This window comes from Paraburkholderia sp. CNPSo 3281 (assembly GCF_024206515.1).
Taxonomy (GTDB): domain Bacteria; phylum Pseudomonadota; class Gammaproteobacteria; order Burkholderiales; family Burkholderiaceae; genus Paraburkholderia; species Paraburkholderia nodosa.
Genome location: NZ_JAMBPS010000045.1, coordinates 30,444 through 44,447, shown reverse-complemented (window position 1 = coordinate 44,447; position 14,004 = coordinate 30,444). Strand labels below are relative to the sequence as shown.

13 protein-coding genes are annotated in these 14,004 nt (G+C 64.6%); 3 read left to right on the top strand and 10 right to left on the bottom strand.

The window, feature by feature from the left end:
- Positions 1-12 precede the first annotated feature (12 nt).
- The 5 genes from M3I56_RS30790 to M3I56_RS30770 all read right to left on the bottom strand — a co-directional run bounded on the left by M3I56_RS30790 (position 13) and on the right by M3I56_RS30770 (position 5,160).
- Positions 13-741, bottom strand: coding sequence for an SDR family oxidoreductase (locus M3I56_RS30790; protein WP_254357162.1), 729 nt, complete (start codon positions 739-741; stop codon positions 13-15).
- A 34-nt stretch (positions 742-775) separates the two neighbouring features.
- Positions 776-2,095 (bottom strand): sugar ABC transporter permease, encoded by a 1,320-nt coding sequence (locus M3I56_RS30785; protein WP_254357161.1) that lies wholly within the window; start codon positions 2,093-2,095, stop codon positions 776-778.
- Positions 2,096-2,106: 11 nt separating this feature from the next.
- A complete protein-coding gene (locus M3I56_RS30780; RefSeq protein WP_254357160.1) occupies positions 2,107-2,937 on the bottom strand; it encodes an ATP-binding cassette domain-containing protein in 831 nt (276 codons plus the stop codon).
- Positions 2,938-2,997: 60 nt separating this feature from the next.
- Positions 2,998-4,056 carry a sugar ABC transporter substrate-binding protein gene (locus tag M3I56_RS30775; RefSeq protein ID WP_254357159.1) on the bottom strand — a complete coding sequence of 353 codons (1,059 nt, stop codon included), beginning with the start codon at positions 4,054-4,056 and terminating at the stop codon, positions 2,998-3,000.
- A gap of 135 nt (positions 4,057-4,191) precedes the next feature.
- Complete coding sequence (locus tag M3I56_RS30770; protein WP_254357158.1) at positions 4,192-5,160, bottom strand: AraC family transcriptional regulator; 969 nt, start codon at positions 5,158-5,160, stop codon at positions 4,192-4,194.
- Positions 5,161-5,630: 470 nt separating this feature from the next.
- Between M3I56_RS30770 and M3I56_RS30765 the strand changes: the two genes are divergently transcribed.
- Positions 5,631-7,037, top strand: a complete 1,407-nt coding sequence (locus tag M3I56_RS30765) for an MFS transporter (protein WP_028203808.1) — start codon at positions 5,631-5,633, stop codon at positions 7,035-7,037.
- 79 nt (positions 7,038-7,116) lie between these two features.
- Here M3I56_RS30765 and M3I56_RS30760 read toward each other — a convergent pair whose 3' ends face one another.
- From M3I56_RS30760 to M3I56_RS30750, 3 genes are all read right to left on the bottom strand, one after another.
- A complete protein-coding gene (locus tag M3I56_RS30760) occupies positions 7,117-7,545 on the bottom strand; it encodes a nuclear transport factor 2 family protein (RefSeq protein WP_254357157.1) in 429 nt (142 codons plus the stop codon).
- Between the two features lie 98 nt (positions 7,546-7,643).
- Positions 7,644-8,165 (bottom strand): hypothetical protein, encoded by a 522-nt coding sequence (locus tag M3I56_RS30755; protein WP_254357156.1) that lies wholly within the window; start codon positions 8,163-8,165, stop codon positions 7,644-7,646.
- 49 nt (positions 8,166-8,214) lie between these two features.
- Positions 8,215-9,051: an MFS transporter gene (locus M3I56_RS30750; protein WP_254357155.1), complete on the bottom strand. Its 837-nt coding sequence runs from the start codon at positions 9,049-9,051 to the stop codon at positions 8,215-8,217.
- Positions 9,052-9,188: 137 nt separating this feature from the next.
- On the opposite strand from M3I56_RS30750, the gene M3I56_RS30745 reads away from it, so the two are divergent.
- Complete coding sequence (locus M3I56_RS30745; protein ID WP_254357154.1) at positions 9,189-10,124, top strand: LysR family transcriptional regulator; 936 nt, start codon at positions 9,189-9,191, stop codon at positions 10,122-10,124.
- A 22-nt stretch (positions 10,125-10,146) separates the two neighbouring features.
- On the opposite strand, the gene M3I56_RS30740 is transcribed toward M3I56_RS30745, so the two are convergent.
- Positions 10,147-11,142, bottom strand: coding sequence for a Gfo/Idh/MocA family protein (locus tag M3I56_RS30740; RefSeq protein WP_254357153.1), 996 nt, complete (start codon positions 11,140-11,142; stop codon positions 10,147-10,149).
- A gap of 289 nt (positions 11,143-11,431) precedes the next feature.
- On the opposite strand from M3I56_RS30740, the gene M3I56_RS30735 reads away from it, so the two are divergent.
- Positions 11,432-13,081, top strand: coding sequence for an alkaline phosphatase family protein (locus tag M3I56_RS30735; protein ID WP_254357152.1), 1,650 nt, complete (start codon positions 11,432-11,434; stop codon positions 13,079-13,081).
- Between the two features lie 80 nt (positions 13,082-13,161).
- On the opposite strand, the gene M3I56_RS30730 is transcribed toward M3I56_RS30735, so the two are convergent.
- Positions 13,162-13,917, bottom strand: a complete 756-nt coding sequence (locus tag M3I56_RS30730) for a helix-turn-helix domain-containing protein (RefSeq protein ID WP_375541817.1) — start codon at positions 13,915-13,917, stop codon at positions 13,162-13,164.
- Between the last annotated feature and the right edge of the window lie 87 nt (positions 13,918-14,004).

Sequence of the window (14,004 nt, the reverse complement as noted above, 5' to 3'; positions counted from 1 at the left end):
TAATAACAGGCCCTAAAGATCGACACTGTTCGGCAGGATCACGAGGTCGCGAATGGTGACGTTGCGCGGCCGCGTGAGCATGAATACTACGCAATCGGCCACTTCCTTCGGCTGCATGAGACTGCCCTGGGCCAGCGCTTCGTCCATCTTCGCCTTGGGCCAGTCGTCGAGCAAGGCCGTGACCACGGGGCCCGGCAGCACCGCGCCCACCCGCACGCCGTGCTTCGCGACCTGGCGGCGCACGGTGTGCGTAAAGGCCTGCACCGCGAACTTCGAGGCCGTGTAAATGGGCTCCCACACCACCGGCACGACGCCCGCCACCGAACTCGTGAACACGATATCGCCCGCCTTCTGCGCGATCATGTGCGGCAGCACCGCATGCACCGAGCGAAACGCGGCGTTGATGTTCAGGTTGAGCATGCGGTCCCACTCGTCGGGATTGCCGTTCGCCACCTCGCCGCCGATATACGCGCCCGCGTTGGCATGGAAGATGTCGAGGCCGCCCGCGAGATCGAGGATCCTGGGCAGCATGGCCGCGTAGTCCGCCGGGTTGAGCAGGTCCATGGCGAGCGGCAGCGCATTGGGCCCCAGCTCCGCGCAACATTTCGCGAGCCGGTCCTCTGCGCGGTCGATCAGCACGACTTTCGCGCCTTCGTCCACGAACGCGCACGCGCACGCGAAGCCGATGCCGGACGCCGCACCCGTAATGGCGGCGACCTTTCCCTTGATCGATTCAGACATGGGTGACTTTCTCCTTGAATCAGGTGCCGACGCCTCAGGCGCGGCCATGCGAAACACGCGACTGGCGGGCGAGCGAATCGACGATCACCGCAGTGGCCAGCACGGCGCCGGTAATCATGAAGCGCAGCGACGACGACAGGTTCAGCAGCGTCAGGCCGCTCGCAATCGACTGGATCACGATGATGCCGAGCACTGCCGACCACGCACTGCCGCGCCCGCCGAACAGGCTCGTGCCGCCGATCACGGCTGCCGCGATGGCGTTGAGGTTGACGTCGCCGGTGCCGGCCTGCTGGCTCGCCGAAGCGAGGCGCGCCGCGGTCAGCACTCCGCCGATCGCAGCCAGGCTCGCGCACAGCACGAAGGCGCTCGTATAGATCGCGCCGACCTTGATACCCGCGCGCCGCGCGGCTTCGTGATTGCCGCCCACGGCATGCATCGAACGGCCCCAGCGCGTGCGTGTGAGCGCGTACTGCATGACGACCGCGAGACCCAGAAAGAGGCCGAACATCAGCGGCACGCCACGCCCCCGGTTAAGATAGGCCACGACGATTTCGAGGAACACGGTCAGCGCCGCCGCACGCCCGAGCAGGCCTGCGATAGAAGGCGCCGAAAGCCTGGCCGCATGGCGGCGCGTACGCGTGCGCATGCCGAGCAGCAGGAGCACGATACCGGGCAGCAGCGCAATCACGTGCGAGACGATCGGCGGGATCACCATCAGTTGCCCGAAATTCACCATCGCCGAGCCGTAGGGCAAATTGATCGAACCGGTCGAGCCGAGCACGTAGAGCTGCATGCCGAGGATGGCGAGCAGGCCCGCGAGCGTCGAGACGAAACTTGGCATGCCTATCCAGTTGAGCAGCAGCGCGTACAGTGCGCCGATCGCCGCGCCCACGGCAATGGCGGCGACGATGGCGAGCAGCACCGGCCAGCCGTCGTTCACCCACAACGTGCCGACGAGCGCCGAAGCGAAGCCGCTCATCGAGCCCACCGAGAGATCGATCTGCCCGAGCAGCAGCACGCAGACAATGCCAAGAGAAATGACGCCGACCGTCGAGCAGTCGAACAGCATGTTCACGAGGTTGTCGGCGGAAAGAAACACGGGGTTCAGGCTCGTGAATACCGTCCAGATGATCACGAGCCCCGCGATGACCGGGAGCGACCCCAGGTCGCCCGAGCGCACACGGTCGACGAACGCGGAGACGCTCTCGCCGACTCCGCTCGCATGCTTCACGCGCACGTCGCTGCGGTCGAGCAGCGTGGATGGCTTCGACTCGGGCTTCGACTCGGGCTTCGATTCGGACTTCGAGGCGTCCGGGGTTTCAGGCTGCGGAGCGCCATGGATAGTCTTGCTCATGATCGTTCCTTTCATTGGACGTCCTGTTGCGCCTGGCGGCGGCCCGCGCGGCGCGACACCGCGTTTTCCGTCGCCCCGGTGATCGCCGCCACGAGTTCGGCGTTGGATGAGTCGGGATAGAAAATCCCGTTGTTACGGCCGAGGCGCAGCACGACGATGCGGTCGGCCACGGCGCGCACGTCTTCCATGTTGTGGCTGATCATGATGACGGCGTGCCCGCGCTCGCGCACGCGCTCGATCAGGTTCAGCACCTCGGCGGTCTGGGCCACGCCGAGCGCGGCGGTCGGTTCGTCGAGCATGATGAGCTTCGGGTCGAGCAGCAGCGAGCGAGCGATCGCCACTGTCTGGCGCTGGCCGCCCGAGAGCGAGGCGACCACGTCGCGCACGCTGGGAATGCGCGCCGAAAGCTCGTTGAGGAGCGTCCAGGCCTTCACTTCCATCGTGACCTCGTCGAGCCGGTAAGGGCTCAACTCGCGGCCGAGGAAGATGTTCGCCACGACGTCGAGGTTCTCGCACAGCGCGAGGTCCTGGAACACCGTCGCGATCCCCAGGTCGAGCGCCGAGCCCGGATCGGACAGGTTCACCGGCTGGCCGCGAAATGTGATCGTTCCGGTGCTCGGCTGGTGCACGCCAGCAAGAATCTTCACGAGCGTCGATTTGCCCGCGCCGTTGTCGCCAACGAGGGCGACCACCTCGCCCGCATGCACGTCGAGCTCGATATCCGTGAGGGCCGAAACCGCGCCGAAGTGCTTCGAGATGCCGCGCAGGCTCAGCACCAGCTCGCCGGGCGCGCCGCTTGTCGTGGCTCGGTCCGTGACGCGGTTCGTTGATTCGTCAGTCATGAAATGGGTACCTCTTCGTTGCTCTCGGGGCCCGGCGCGCGCCGGGCCCGGTCATACGTATCAGCCGCCGATGCCGAGCTTCTTGCAGCCGTCGGCGTAACGGCCCGTGCACAGGTCCGACGCTTTCGCGAAGCCCTTGTCCACCACCTCGGCCTTGATGTTCTTCTGCGTGATGACGGCCGGCTTGAAGAGCTGCGTGGGCGTCTTGAAGAGCGTCGTCTCGCCCTTCACGGGCTTGCCGTCGAGGAAGCCCACGGCCACCTTGGCCGCCGCGCCCGCCACGATCTCGCTGGGCTTGAGGATCGTGTTGTACTGGTCGCCCGCGATGATGAGCTGCAGGCCCGCGGTGGTCGCGTCGTTACCGGTGACCGGCGGAACCGGATTCACGCCCGCCGCCTTGAAGGCCGCGATGGTGCCGCCCGCCGTGCCGTCGTTGGCGGCCACGACGCCCACGATCTGCGGCCCGAAGCGCGTGATCTGCCCGCTCACCCATTGCTGCGCCTTGGGCGGCGCCCACTCCGGCGTGTCGTACTCGGAGAGCGTCTTGTAGCCGCTGCCCTGCAGCCCTTCGTGAATGCCCTTCTTGATGAGCCCAGCGGCGGCGTCGGTCGGCGAGCCGTTCACTTCGAGCACGCCGCCCTTGCTCCCGGCCACGCCCGACGCCTTCAGTTGCTGCACGAGCGACTGCGCAATGGACTTGCCGATTTCCTCGTTGTCGAACGACACGTAGTAATCGGCAGGCGTGGACGGCACGGGCCGGTCGTACGCAATGACCTTGATGCCCTGGCTTTGCGCCATATGCACGAGCGAAGCCGCCGCCGTGGAGTCCACCGGGTCGAGCACGATGACCTTCGCGCCCTGGGCGATCACCGAGTTGAACTGTTGCTGCTGCTGCGAGGCATCGGCATTCGCGTTCTGGTAGAGCACCTTGCAGTCGGGGCAGAGCTTGCCCATCTCGGCCTTGAAACCGGGGAAGTCGTGCTGCTCGTAGCGCGTGGAGGCCTGGTCGGGCATCAGGAACGCGACCGTGCCGCTCGGCGCGGCGTAAGCCGACGTGATGCCCGCGAGGGCAAGACTGAGCGCGGCGGCGCCGATCAGTTGGGTGTGAAGTCGGGTCATTGGGTGTCTCCGTTTTTTGGTTGAATGCCTGCTAGGGCTGCCGGTGCTGTCGTGCTGCCTTGTGAACGTGTGAGTTCGTCCTCCGCAATACCTGACATGCGCACTGCGTTTGAATGTCTCTTGCTGGGCGATCCGCTAGCCGATCGCAGGCGCGCCGTACAAGGCTTCGCTCTTGCTGGCCGCGCTCGCGGCATTGAGCCGCTGATAAGACCGCCAGCGCGACGGCGACATTTCCTTGATCAACAGGAACTGGCGGTTGAAATTCGAGAGGTTGTTGAAGCCCACCTGATAGCAGATGTCGGTGATGTTCAGTTCACCTGACATCAGCAGCTGGCACGCCAGATTGATGCGCAGCTGGTTCACGTAGCGCACGAACGACACGCCCGTATGGCGACGGAAATAGCGCGAGAACGCGCTTACGCTCTGCCCGGCGAGTTCCGCCAGCTCCGTTTCGCGCAGCTCCTGGGAGAGATTCTTGCCGATGAAGGCGAGCACGTGATTGATGCGCGTGCCCGCATAGCGGGCCGGGTCGGCGCGATACGCCTCGCTTGCGAGCGCCGCGGGCTCCTCGCTTTGCACGAGCAGATCGAGCAGGTCGATGAAGAGCGTGACACGCCGCATGCCCTGTGCGCCCAGCATCTCGCGCAGGATCGGCTCGGCGGCCGCGCCCGTTTCCTGCCTGAACAGGAGCCCCCAGCGCGACGCGTCGAGCAGCGCCTCCACGCGCCTGAATTCGGGAAACGCATCGATCGCGCGGGCGATGAAATCCGCATCGAACTGGAGGACGAGACAACGTTCGTCCACCGGCTCGTCGTGCGGCACGCTGCTCACCCAGTTGTGCGGCAGGTTCGGTCCGATCATCACGAGATTGCCGGGCGCGAAGCTGCCGATGAAATCGCCCACGAAATACTTGCCTGTGGTCGCGGTGATGAGGTGGATCTCGTACTCGGGATGGAAGTGCCAGCGCACCGTCCGATAGGGGTAGCCGTGCGACCAGACCTTGAACGACTCGTCGCGCGGCACCGCGACCAGTTCGAGGTCAGGCTGGGAATGTGTGGCGCAAGGCGCGCTCGCGCGCGCCGTGGCTGCCCCAAAGGTTTGCATCTCGACTCCTCCTGCACGGTTTTTTTCTTGTTCTGCGACGGCTGCTCGCGCATACGCTGGACCTACCCTCGGACCGCGCGCCGCCATGACTGAAAATTACCCGCCGCGGCACGCCTCCACCACTGAAAATCAGACCGCAGACTGATACTTTCTTGCATTCGGGTTAGTCCTGGGCCGATTCCAGTGTGCCGGAAGTCAACTTTTGTGCATAGCAACAGCCCTCGCTGGCGAACCGCGAAGCAGCTCAACCACCACAAAAACGGCAAATGTTGCTGCCACTCGATCAAGCGCGAAGCCCAAGGAACGGTCAAAAGTCGCCACTGCACCGGCGCGACGGGTACTCGTGATGCGCAGGCAGGGAAAGTCCCGATGCGAAATCGTCCTATGACATCGGAAACAGAAATTGACGGGACTAACTTGATCGCTCAAGCGCGCCATTCGGGCCGCGGTTCCTGACAAGAGGACGTCTTATGCGATTCGCCGAAACTTGGCATTCCCCCACGCCGGGCCGGTCCCTATGGGACGACACGTCAACTCCCGACCACGACCAGCACGCCGCCCCCACCGGCAGCGCGCACACGCTGCCACGCCGCGCCATCACCGCCGCCGCGCTGGGCAATGCAACCGAGTGGTTCGACTATGGCATCTACGCCTATGGGCTCGCCTATATCTCCGCGGCGCTGTTTCCGGGCAGCACGGCAAGCGCCACGCTGTTCGCGCTCGGCACCTTTGCCATTTCATTTCTGATTCGCCCGCTCGGCGGCCTGTTCTGGGGACCGCTCGGCGACCGCTTCGGGCGCAAGAAAGTGCTCGCGCTGACCGTGCTGCTGATGTCGGGCGCCACGCTGCTCGTGGGCCTTCTGCCAACCTATGCGAAAGCCGGCTGGCTCGCACCCGCGGCGCTCATCGTATTGCGCATGATCCAGGGCTTCTCCACCGGCGGTGAATATGGCGGCGCGGCGACCTTCATGGCCGAATACGCGCCCGACGCGCGGCGCGGCTTCTGCGGGAGTTTCCTCGAGTTCGCCACGCTGGCCGGCTTTTCGCTGGGCGCCTTGCTGATGCTCGCGGCGTCGCTCTCGCTCGGCAACGACGCGATGCATGCGTGGGGCTGGCGTCTGCCGTTCCTCGTCGCGGCGCCACTGGGCTTGATCGGCTTCTATCTGCGTTCGCGCATCGAAGACACGCCGGTATTCCGCGAGATGGAAGAGAAGTTCGAGCAACAGGAGCGGGAGCGCCCGGCCATTTCGCTGCGCACGCTGCTGCGCGAGCACCGCGTGCCGCTCGTCCTGCTCGGCGGGCTCGTGGTCGCGCTCAATGTCGTGAACTACGTGCTGCTCGCCTACATGCCTACGTACATGCACAAGGAACTGGGCGTGAGCGAGAACATGTCGCTGCTCATTCCGCTCATCGGCATGCTCGCGATGATGGCCCTGCTGCCGTTCGCGGGCCGGCTCTCCGATCACGTGGGCCGCAAGACGCTCTGGTGGTTCTCGCTCGTCGGGCTGTTCGTTGCCGCCGTGCCGATGTTCCTGCTGATGCGCCACGGCGTGGCCGGCGCGCTGATCGGCTTCGCCGTGCTCGGCCTGCTCTATGCGCCGCAGCTCGCGACCATCTCGGCGATGTTCCCCGCCATGTTTCCGACGCAGGTGCGTTATGCGGGGATGGCGATTGCCTACAACGTCTCGACCTCGCTGTTCGGCGGCACCGCGCCGATCGTGAGCGACTGGCTCGTGGACAAGACCGGCAGCCCGCTCGTTCCGGCGTACTACATGATGGCCGCGTGCGCGGTGGGCGCCATCGCACTCTTCTTCGTGATCGAAACGAAGGGCTGTTCGCTGCGCGGGCAACAGGTGCCCGGCAAGGCGCAGCAGTAACGGCATGGCGGGCCGCGCGCGCCCGTCATGCTCCGCCTGCAATGCCCGACCGTGTGTCGGGCATTTTTCCTTGCAGCGACTAACGTTTGAAAATGACCTTCGTCGTCGCGGGGTCGATCGGCGAGGACGAATGCTGGTGGACGATCTTCCAGCCGTCGCCCGTTTGCCTGAGCGTCGCGCTCACGCGATTGTCCATCGAGCGTAATTCCTCGCCGTCCGCCGCCACCGCTTTGTAGCTCACGAAGGCGTGGACCACGGCAAGGTCCTGCGAGACGGTGGTCTGCGCCTCGCTGAAATCCACGATCACGCGCTCGGCGCCCAGCGAGCCGAACCAGCCCTCCACCATGTTGCGCCATGACGCGATGCCCTCGTACGTCCAGGCGCCCCACATGTCGAAGGCCAGGATGTCCGGGTCGTAGAGCGCGACGAACGCATCGACGTCTTTGGCCAGTACCGCGGCTTTGTATTGGTGCAACACCTGCAGGATCGGATCGGCGGCTTTGTCCACTGTGTTGTCTCCTGAACCCGGTTGCGTTGGCGAATGAACGGCTGCTTATTAAAGCAACGCCACTCGGCCGCTGTCCAGTGAATTTGCCGCCGTGCCTTTCAGGTGCGCGAAGCGTTAGCGAGCACTCGGGCGGCCTTGCCCTGCGGACGCAGCAGCAAATAAAAGGCCGCGCCATGCGTAATCGCCAGCAGCGGCACGACGATCACGGGAATCACGTACGTCGCGCCCAATATTCCCGCATGGACAGGCACACCGGCCTGGATGGCGTGGTAGTAGGCGAAAGCCAGATCCACCGAGCCCACGAGATTGAACGCCACGACGAAGAACCAGAACACCGGGCGCTTTCTCGCCGCGAGTAGCGCCAGCATGGCCAGCGCACCCGTTGCGAGGTCCCCATAGGCGGTGGGCACGGCGAAGCTCGCGGGCAGATCGGGACTCACGACGCCCGGCAGCATGAAGACCAGCCCGAAGAAGCGGAAGCTGTGCAGCGTGGCGATCGCGCGTTGCGCGTCGAATGGGTGCATCGACTTGAGCCGGGGCCAGACGTACACGGTAAAGCAAAGGAGCCAGGCGACATACCCTAGCGCGAGATGCAAGCGAAAGATCGATTCCGGTGACATGTTGCCTCCTGCAAGGTGCTTTGCGATGAGTGGATGAAACGAAGGGAGATCATGCAGCGCGACGCCGGAACACCTGGCGCAGCGAAAGCGCATGCAGCAGGATCGAACTGGGCACGACGAACGCGGGCGTCAGTACATACGGCCAGGTGCCCGCGTTGAGGCTCGGCATATCCGGCGCGATCAGCTGGAATCGTCCGGGCGCCGTGATCATCCCCAGCGTCACGGCGACGGCGAAATCGGCGAGCCCGAAAAGGTTCCAGGCGATGGCTGCCTTGCGCCCCCGCGCCGTGCCGCTTGCCACCGCGATGGCCGCCGGCACGGCGAACAGGCCGGTCAGCAAGTCGCCGGTACCCGCCGGCAGCGCGTCCACGCCGGCTATCGCGCCGTGCAGCCACGCAGCGATCGCCCAACTGCCGAACACGCGGTAAAACTGCAGCGCAATGAGCCAGGCCGCCGGCATCGCGTCGAGCACTTGCCCTACCCGCTTCGACAGCAGCAGTAGCGGCGTGCCGACAATCACCGGAAGGAATATCGCCAACGGTAGCCACGGCAACGGCGGCGGTACGGCGCTCAGCCGAAAGACGCCATGGATCGCCGCGCTCCAGACGACTGCAAACCAAAGCGCATGCGCCATGAGAATCGCAAGCCAGGTCGCGCGGCGTTGGCTCAGCGTCAGGTCGGTGCGTTCGAGGCCGAGCCACAATCCGAGCGCCATGAACATCTGGGCGATGAGCTGGTGCGCCGTGGTTTGAAACCCGCTGCCCGGAATCGCCGGCAGCCAGTACATCACGGCGATCCACAGCAACGTAAGCGGTGCGACCCAGCGCAGGCTGCGCCAGGCCGGGCGCGGCGGGATGATGCCAACGGGAACGGCGGGCGTGCTCATCAATGGTTCTCCAGATGAATGCCGGACTTCGCGTGGATCCTGCCTGCGTGCGACGCGGTTTGCGCGCGTCATCGGCCGGCACGTTAGGTGTACCATCGTTTCCCGCGAGCGACTATTCATCACAATGTTGATGCGCTATGAAGCAGAACTTCACAGTCAGGCAAGGTGCGCTCGATGGCGTGGAGGCGTTCCTGAGCGTTGCCAGGCACCGCAGTTTTCGCAAGGCGGCAGCGGACCTCGGGGTGACGCCTTCGGCCATCAGCCAGGCAGTGCGTGTGCTCGAAGAGCGCATTGGCGCGGCGCTTTTCGTGCGCACCACGCGCAGCGTCGGCCTGACCGAAGCCGGCGAACGGTTTCTTTCGCGCGCAAAGCCCGCCTTCGAGGAACTGGTCGCCGCGAGCGAAGTCGCGCGCGACCTCGGCCAGCGCCCCACGGGCTTGTTGCGGCTCTCCGTGCCGCGCGCGGTCGTCCCGCTGCTGCTCGAGCCACTGCTCGCTTCGTTCTGCCAGGCTTATCCCGAAGTGGAGGTGGAAATCGCCGTGAGCAAGGAAGTGGTCGATCTCGCGGCGGAAGGCTTCGATGCCGGCATCCGGCTCGGTCAACTCGTCGCCGCCGACATGGTGGCGGTGCCGCTGACGCCGCCGTTCCGGCTCGTTGTCGTCGGTAGTCCTGCCTATTTTTCCGCCAACAAACGGCCCCGCCACACAGAGGATCTGCGCGAGCACGCCTGCTTGCGCTGGCGGCGCTCCAACGGCGCGCTGGCCTCATGGTCTTTCGACGACCACGGGCACGCCATGGAGATCGCCGTCTCCGGACCGCTGATCGCCAGCGATTTCCCGACCATGATGGGCGCGGCGCTGGAAGGCATAGGCCTCGCGCAGCTACCCGAGCCGATGGTTTCCGAGGCGGTGAAAGCGGGCAAACTCGTGCGCGTGCTCGACGCCTGCGCGCCGATGCTGCCGGGCGTGTTTCTCTGCTATCCGAGCCGCCGCCAGATCATGCCCAAGCTGCGCGCATTCATCGACCACGTGAAGAGCCGCAAGGCGGGTGCGGTTCAAACCAGGGGGCGTTGAACCCACCCGCGGTACTTCGACGTCAAGCGATGCTCTCCCACGCGCCCGAGCGCGCCGAGCAGAACACGGCGTCGATCACGCGCATGTTCGCGCAGGCGTCTTCCAGCGCGATCGCCTGCGGCGTGCCGGTCAGTATCGCCTCGGCGAAAACCGTCGCTGCCACGCCGTATTGATCGCATACCGGCAATTCCAGCCAGCGATCGGCCTCTCCCTGCTTGCTCAACATCAGCCGCGTCGGTCGGTCATTGGGTGCATTGAATGGAATCTCGACCTCGACGCGCCCGGTCGTGCCATGAAACTGCATGCGCTGGTAAGGATGAATCTGGGTGGAATAAAAGAAGCTCGCTTGCACGCCATCGAAATCCATCAGAACGGAGCCAAGGCGGTCCACTTCGAACGACGCGTCGCGCTCCATCAGCGCGACCACGCGCTTCGGCTCACGCCCGAGAATGAGGCGCGACGTCGTGATGGGATAACAGCCGATATCCAGCAAGCCGCCGCCGCCCATTTCGCTATGGTTACGAATGTCCTGCGCATTGGTGTTGTAGTAGGTAAAGCCGCCGGTCACCGCCCGCAATTCGCCTATCGCGCCCTCTTCGATCAACGCCCGCACCTTGAGCCACTGCGGATGCGTGCGCACCATGAAGGCTTCCTGGATGCACCGCCCGCTCTTGTCGCGCGCGGCGATCAATCGTTGCGCCTGTTGCGCATCGAGCCCGACCGGCTTTTCGCATAACACATGCTTGCCCGCCTCGACGGCCTTGATCGCCCACTCCACGTGAAGGTGATTGGGCAACGGTATATAGACCGCGTCGATTTCCGGGTCTGCCAGTAGCGCCTCGTAACTGTCGTACGCGTGCGCGAGTCCATATTTCGCCGCGGCAGCCTGGGCCTTCTCCGCTGAACGCGAAGCAACCGCTTTAACGCGGCACTTCGGTGCGTGGTGCATGGGCACGACGACCTTATCGTTGATCTTCGACGTACCCAGGATGCCCCAGACGATTTCATCCTTTGCCATGACGTTCCCTCTGGATTCGATTATGTGATGCCCGGAATGGACTGAATGGAACTCACTCTTAACGAGCGCCGCATACGAGCATTGCACCGCGAACCGCGAACGCTCGAATGCAAGAGTCTACACCCGCGAAAACCCTCACTTCACTCGTTCGCAAACGCGTCTTGCAACAACTGATAACAACTGACGGCAAGATGAAAGCATGCCGTCACGAGAGATTCGCTTTCCAGCCCCACATTGCTCGGGCTGTGCGCAGGTCCCCACAAATGCAATACAAAAAACGAGGTGAAAGATGGAGAATACGAGCCGGTGGTCGCGGTTAGGCGCAGTCGTTGGCGCGGGTGCGATGGCACTTGCGGGTGTGCACACAACGGCTTACGCAGGCGACATGAAGGACGTGAAGCACGTCCTGCTCATCAGTTTCGACGGCCTGCATGAACAGGATGTGGCTCGTTGCATCGGCAGCAATGCGTGCCCCAACCTCGCGCTGCTCGCGAAGTCGGGCGTGACCTACACGAACGCCCATACGCCGCATCTGTCCGACTCGTTCCCGGGCCTTACGGCACTGGTGACGGGCGGATCGCCGAAGAGCGCGGGCCTCTTCTATGACGTGTCATATGACCGTACCCTCTACGCACCGCTCGATTCGCAGTGCAAGGGCCCGCAAGGCTGGAACGTCGTATTCGATGAAACGACCGGCATCGACGGAGAGAACGGCGGCGCGCTGATCCACCTCGACGGCGGCGGCGCGTTCAATCCGCAAGCCATTCCCTACGCGAAGGTCAACGGCGTTTGCACGCCCGTGTACCCGCACAATTACATCAAGACGAACACCGTCTTCGAAGTCATCAAGCAGAACATCCACGGCGCGCGCACCGCGTGGGCGGACAAGCATGCCTGGGGCTACGACTGGGTCAACGGGCCTTCGGGCAAGGGCGTGGACGATCTGGCGCGCACCGAGATCAATTCGATCGATCCGAAGACCGGCATGTATTATCTGGACACCTACACGCATACCGAAGTCTTCGACAACATCCACGTGCAGGCGCTGATCAACGAGATCGACGGCCTCGACTCGACGGGCAAGACGAGCGCGCCGGTGCCCACGATGTTCGGCGCGAACTTCCAGACGCTTAGCGTCGCGCAGAAGTCGCCGGTGGCGAAACAAGGCGGTTATCTCGACGCGGACTTCACGCCCGGCCCGCAGGTCGCCGCGGCCATCACGTATCTGGACAACTCGCTCGGGCGCGTGGTGCAGGAACTGAAGCAGCGCAACCTGTACTCGTCGACGCTCATCATCGTGACGGCCAAGCACGGCCAGTCGCCGACCGATCACTCGAAGCTGGTGAAGAACGGCGACACGCTCACGAAGCTGCTCGAAGCCAACAACTACCTGGACCCGAACGGCAACTTCGGCCAGAACAGCACGAAGACGGGCAACCTGAACGACGGCTCGGGCCTCCCGGGCACCGGCATGGTGCAGACCGACGACGTGGGCCTGATCTGGCTGCGCGATCAGAGCCAGAAGGACGCCGTGGTGAAGACGCTGCAGGCGAACCTGAGCTGTAACGCGCCGGGCATTTGCGCGGACGGTCCGCAGGCGTACATCCTCACCGGCGACCGCCTTGCCGACTGGTTCGGCAATCCGTCGAACGGCCGCACGCCGGACATCATCGTGCAGCCGAACCCGGGCGTGATCTATACGTCGAGCACGGCGAAGGACGAAGAGCACGGCGGCAACGCCCCCGACGACAGCCATCTGGGTCTCGTCGTCTCGTTCCCCGGCATTCACCACGCCGGCCGCACGGACGACCACTACGTCTTCACGACCCAGGTCGCACCGACGATCCTGAGCGCGCTCGACCTGGATCCGCATCTGCTGCATGCGGTCCAGCTCGAAGGCACGCATCGCCTGCCGGGGCTGGGTCTCGACGAGAAGTAAGGAGAGGTTGGAAGCCGCGCAAGGCGCGGCTCGCTGCGGCAGTCATCGGAAGTTCGATGGCTGCCGCGTCAGCGGCCCGCTCAAACCGTCTGCAGCCCCTCGATATCGCAGATGCGGATCAGCTTACCCTGCGCGTCGATCAGGCCGCGCTTCTGGAAGCGCGACAGGATCCGGCTCACGGTTTCGAGCGTGATGCCGAGGTAACTGCCCATGTCCTCGCGCGACATGCGCAGACGGAACTCCGCCTGCGAATAGCCGCGCTGCCAGTTGCGCGACGACACGTCGAGCAGGAAGGCGGCCACCCGTTCTTCGGCGGTGAGCGAGCCCAGCACCATCATCTGCGAGGCTTCCTGGTTGAACTGGTCGCCCATGAGCCGGTGCAGCCGGTCCTGCATCGTGCCGCTTTCGCGGCACAAGCCCTTGAGCGCCGCGTAGGGAAGCGTGCAAATCGAACTGTCTTCGAGCGCAACGGCGCTGAACACGTGCACGTCGGTGGCGATGCCGTCGAGCCCCAGCGCGTCGCCCGCGAGACGCAGCCCGGTGATCTGCTCGCGGCCGTCGCGGTTAACGATCAGCGTCTTGAGCGAGCCGGAGCGCACGGCGTAGAGGCTGTCGAAGCGGTCGCCCGAGCGATACAGCGCCTCGCCGCGGCGCACCTTGCGCGCCCCGCAGATCAGCGCCTCGAGCTTCGGCAGGTCTTCTGCCGGCAGACCTTGCGGCATGCAAAGATGGCGCATGGAGCACCCCGAACAGCGTGCGCTGGGTGGCGTTCCGGCGAGAGGAGCGCGGCTGCTTTGGCGCACGACGATAGCCGATCCTGCGACGGGTGAGAGCATCGAACGACTCCTTCTTTAACATTTTTTAAGATTTCGACGCATTGTCACACCATGCGCGTGCGTCAATGCGGTGGCAAAATGCCGCGC

Bases quoted from the DNA above. Each gene is read 5' to 3' on its own strand.
- M3I56_RS30790 (WP_254357162.1), bottom strand. From the start codon at position 741: ATGTCTGAATCGATCAAGGGAAAGGTCGCCGCCATTACGGGTGCGGCG.
- M3I56_RS30785 (WP_254357161.1), bottom strand. From the start codon at position 2,095: ATGAGCAAGACTATCCATGGCGCTCCGCAGCCTGAAACCCCGGACGCC.
- M3I56_RS30780 (WP_254357160.1), bottom strand. From the start codon at position 2,937: ATGACTGACGAATCAACGAACCGCGTCACGGACCGAGCCACGACAAGC.
- M3I56_RS30775 (WP_254357159.1), bottom strand. From the start codon at position 4,056: ATGACCCGACTTCACACCCAACTGATCGGCGCCGCCGCGCTCAGTCTT.
- M3I56_RS30770 (WP_254357158.1), bottom strand. From the start codon at position 5,160: ATGCAAACCTTTGGGGCAGCCACGGCGCGCGCGAGCGCGCCTTGCGCC.
- M3I56_RS30765 (WP_028203808.1), top strand. From the start codon at position 5,631: ATGCGATTCGCCGAAACTTGGCATTCCCCCACGCCGGGCCGGTCCCTA.
- M3I56_RS30755 (WP_254357156.1), bottom strand. From the start codon at position 8,165: ATGTCACCGGAATCGATCTTTCGCTTGCATCTCGCGCTAGGGTATGTC.
- M3I56_RS30750 (WP_254357155.1), bottom strand. From the start codon at position 9,051: ATGAGCACGCCCGCCGTTCCCGTTGGCATCATCCCGCCGCGCCCGGCC.
- M3I56_RS30745 (WP_254357154.1), top strand. From the start codon at position 9,189: ATGAAGCAGAACTTCACAGTCAGGCAAGGTGCGCTCGATGGCGTGGAG.
- M3I56_RS30740 (WP_254357153.1), bottom strand. From the start codon at position 11,142: ATGGCAAAGGATGAAATCGTCTGGGGCATCCTGGGTACGTCGAAGATC.
- M3I56_RS30735 (WP_254357152.1), top strand. From the start codon at position 11,432: ATGGAGAATACGAGCCGGTGGTCGCGGTTAGGCGCAGTCGTTGGCGCG.
- M3I56_RS30730 (WP_375541817.1), bottom strand. From the start codon at position 13,917: ATGCTCTCACCCGTCGCAGGATCGGCTATCGTCGTGCGCCAAAGCAGC.